Below are 3,689 nucleotides of genomic sequence, written 5' to 3'. Positions count from 1 at the left end.
CGAAGGTGCTAAAATGCTATCGTCGGAGTGGCTTACCGTTGGCGAGGATCATCAGCAAAGTTTAAAGATAGCTGTACCGGCAACTGCGAAAAATAACTTCGCAGTGCAGTTTTTAATGCTGAACGATAACCGTTTATACAGCAGTTATACGCAGATCAAAATAAAGGATACTACATCGGCATTAAACATCCGTTTCCTCACTTTTAGAAATAAGTTACAGCCTGGCGAAAAGGAACAATGGAAAGTGCAGGTATCTGCACCGGGTAAAGAAAAGGAACAAGCCGAACTGTTGGCCGGCATGTACGATGCCTCACTTGATGACGTTGCGCTGCCTCAAACCTGGGATCAGCAATTGCCAACCTATGGCTACACGCCGGAATATTTCAACTGGGAAACTTTTAATGAATTTGTACAGGCTACCGGCACATCTGCTTTTGATCAGGCGCCATACTATGATACGAATAGATTGAATTTTAATTACGAAACGCTTAACTGGTTTGGCTACAGTTATTTTGGTGGCGATAATTATGGTTATAATACTTATATCGAATCAGTAAAGGAATATAAAAAAGGATCGGCTAAGAATAAGCAGATCGAGGCCCTGTACATCAGGAATGCTGCGCTTGTTAAAAATGGGTACATAGTAAGCGGCAGGGTTTTAGACACCGACGGCAAACCACAGGATAATGTAAAGATCGCCATTAAGAATACCAAGATCAGCACCAAGTCCAACTCATTTGGATTTTACAAGATCAAAGTGCCTCAAAATGCCATATTAGTATTTAGCAAACAGTATTTCACTATCAAATACGTTAATTCGCCACAAAATGGTTACGTGTACATCGCTTCTACAATCAAGTTTCCTCCTCCGGTTACAAGTTTAGAGTTAGTAGGCAGCGGTTATGTAAACCAGGTACAGTATGCGCCTCCTGCAGTCGGCGCGTTAAAAGGAAAATTGTATGGTTTAACTAACGCTGTTAGTTTTAATGCCCCCGTTGTTAAGGGCGATGCCGAAGGATTATACAAGGGCGGTAACGTTATGCGTGAAGTGCAATATAAATCGCTTGGGATGCATTATGATGAACTCCGGTCTGACCCGAAACCAATTACCACCCGCAAAAACTTTAATGAAACCGCTTTCTTTTATCCCCAGCTTCGCACAGATGAAAAGGGGCAGGTACTCATTGAGTTCACCATGCCTGAAGCGCTTACCAAATGGAAGTTCAGGGCTTTTGCTCATAACAAGCAATTGCAGTTAGGTTATACTGAGGCGGAGGTTGTTACCCAAAAACAATTGAGCATCAATGCCAACATGCCCCGTTTCTTGCGTGAAGGGGATACCGTAACCGTATCAGCACGACTGGCTAATTTAAATACAGAACCATTGAAGGGGAAGGTAGAATTACAACTCTTCAACGGCATCAATATGCAGCCTGTTTCTTTATTAATGAGCAAGGATGAGGCACAACAAAAATTTGAGATCAATGCTTCGGCAACCAAAGCGGTTTCTTTTAAACTGGTAATTCCGTCCGGATTGGATGCGCTTACTTACCGCCTAACCGCCGATGCCGGTAAATACACCGATGGCGAAGAAAATACCATTCCGGTATTGCCAAACCGCTTGCTGGTTACCGAAAGTATGCCGATGATGGTGCGGGCGGGCCAAAGCAAAAATTTCAATTTCGATAAGTTGCTCAACAACGGCAGCACTACGCTGAAAAGTAAAACTCTTACGCTGGAGTATAGCCAAAACCCGGCCTGGTATGCGGTGCAGGCAATCCCGTACATGATGGAGTTTCCGTATGAGTGTTCGGAACAATTATTTAGTCGTTACTATGCCAATAGCCTGTCGACAGATCTGATCAGTAAAATGCCGCTTATCAAACAGGTATTTGATCAATGGAAAAATAGCGATAACAAAGAACTGCTCTCGAACCTTGAAAAGAATCAGGAGTTGAAAACCACCCTGCTTGAGGAAACCCCATGGCTGCAGGAAGCCCTTAGCGAATCGGAACAAAAGAAGAGGATAGCCCAATTGTTCGACCTCAATAAAATGAGCTACGAAATGAAGGCCAACCTGGATAAACTGAAGCAAAAGCAATTGCCGAACGGGGCTTTCCCGTGGTTTGGCGGTACTTATGCCGATGATTATATCACCCGCCATGTTTTGGAGGGAATCGGGCAGCTTTATCACTTGAAGATAGCTACGGCTAATGATAAAACTTTAAAAGAGATTGCTGATAAAGCCCTGGATTATATGGATAATGAACTGATTACAGGGGATAAAGAAGCGAAAAAGCAGAAGAACTATCAATCAAGAGATGTTGGTTATAATGAGGTTCATGCGTGGTATGTGCGGAGTTATTATGCCGATAAAGCCATGGAGCCTGCACTCAAATCTATCTCCAATAATTATCTCAAGCGTGCCGAAGATCAGTGGGTAACGCAAAGCATTTATGAACAGGGGATGATAGCCCTTACCATGCTGCGCAACGGGAAACCATTGGTTGCAAAGGCTATCATCAAATCGCTGAAGGAAACCGCTCAAACTTCGGATGAGATGGGGATGTACTGGGGGAAAAACATCGTGGGTTATTATTGGTACCAATCGCCAATTGAAACGCAGAGTTTAATGATCGAACTATTTACCGAGGCCGGTAACAACGATAAGGCTGTTGAGGAAATGAAGATCTGGTTGATGCGCAATAAGCAAACCAACAACTGGAAAACCACCAAGGCAACCGCCGCCGCCGTATATGCCCTGTTGTTAAAGCAGGAAAGCTGGTTGCAAGGCGGCGCTACATCCGAAATTAAGCTGGATAGTAAACCGCTTACTGAACTAAAGCCGGATATTAAAGCCGATGCCGGTACCGGTTATATTAAAACCGGTTGGGTTGATGAACAGGTAAAGCCGTCATTAGGCAAGGTAGAGATCAAAAATAACGGTAAGTCCATTAGCTATGGTGCAATGCACTGGCAGTACCTGGAGCAGATGGATAAGATAACGTCATCGCAAACGGATATTCACCTGGAGCGCAAATACTTCATCAAAAAACAAACAGATGCTGGCCCTGTATTGCAGGCAGTTGATGCAACACATCAGCCCAAAATCGGCGATCTGCTAAAAGTGGTGGTGTATTTAAAAGCCGGTCGTGATTATGAATATGTGCAGCTTAAAGATCTTCGTCCGGCGGGTACGGAGCCTGTATCTGCTTTGTCCGAATATAAATACCAGGATGGCTTATCATATTACCAGGTAACTAAAGATGTAGCAACCAACTTTTTCATTAGCTATTTAAACAAAGGCAGCTATGTGTTTGAATACGAATTGCGGGTTGCGCAACCAGGTAATTTTTCGACAGGGATTACCAGTATCCAATGCATGTACGCACCGGAATTTAATGCACATAGTGAGGGGAGCAGGGTGGTGTTTAAATAGAATGATAAGCTTGACGTAAAGTACGCTATAACGAGGCTGTATCATAAATCAAATTGACTGCCCTTGGTATTGTGCTGCCTGTGAATTGAAATTTAGTCGACAATATTTATGACTCGTCCGGAAAAAACTATACACTAAAAAAGGTGTATGAAAAAGGAAAACGAGGAGATATTACGGGTAGTGCGAGATGACAAGCGCAGCCATCTTCCGGCCAATTTACGTGAGCAACTAATAAAAGAGATAGAAGCAG

General features: G+C 43.4%; 1 protein-coding gene. It reads left to right on the top strand.

The window, feature by feature from the left end; all coding sequences use genetic code 11:
- A partial coding sequence (locus VF500_RS00435; RefSeq protein WP_330857788.1) for an alpha-2-macroglobulin family protein occupies positions 1 to 3,439 on the top strand: 3,439 nt, incomplete at its 5' end.
- Between the last annotated feature and the right edge of the window lie 250 nt (positions 3,440 to 3,689).

The organism is Mucilaginibacter sp. (assembly GCF_036383575.1).
Taxonomy (GTDB): domain Bacteria; phylum Bacteroidota; class Bacteroidia; order Sphingobacteriales; family Sphingobacteriaceae; genus Mucilaginibacter.
The sequence above is the reverse complement of the archived record's forward strand: the minus strand, read 5'-3'. Positions and strand labels throughout refer to the sequence as shown.